This window comes from Mesorhizobium sp. M4B.F.Ca.ET.143.01.1.1 (assembly GCF_004792275.1).
Taxonomy (GTDB): Bacteria; Pseudomonadota; Alphaproteobacteria; order Rhizobiales; family Rhizobiaceae; genus Mesorhizobium; species Mesorhizobium abyssinicae.
In genome coordinates this window covers 1-281 of record NZ_SRSR01000369.1, presented here as the reverse complement: position 1 = coordinate 281, position 281 = coordinate 1, and the positions used below count along the sequence as shown (strand labels likewise).

Here is a 281-nt window from a genome sequence, read left to right as displayed (position 1 = left end):
CTCCAACCTCCAGCAGGCCCAGGGTCTGCGCATACCTGACAGCCCGGAATGATGGATCCACGCCGACGAACTGGATATCGTCGCGGAGACCGCGATCCCGAAAGAAAGCGCGATGCTCTAACTCCTGTCGTCCCGAGAGCGATCCTCCGGATTTCAGATAGGCAGCATACAAATCGTCGAGATCGAGATCGGTGCGCAGTAAAGCAGCGTTGATGCCATAGGAGCAACCGACGTCGATTATTTTCAAACTAGTCTTGTTTCGAACACGTCGATACTCGGCG

At 55.2% G+C, this 281-nt stretch carries 1 pseudogene; it reads right to left on the bottom strand.

Features of this window, described 5'->3' with window-relative positions:
* Positions 1-247 (bottom strand): annotated as a pseudogene (locus EN786_RS37395) (hypothetical protein); the annotation flags it as partial.
* Positions 248-281: the final 34 nt, after the last annotated feature.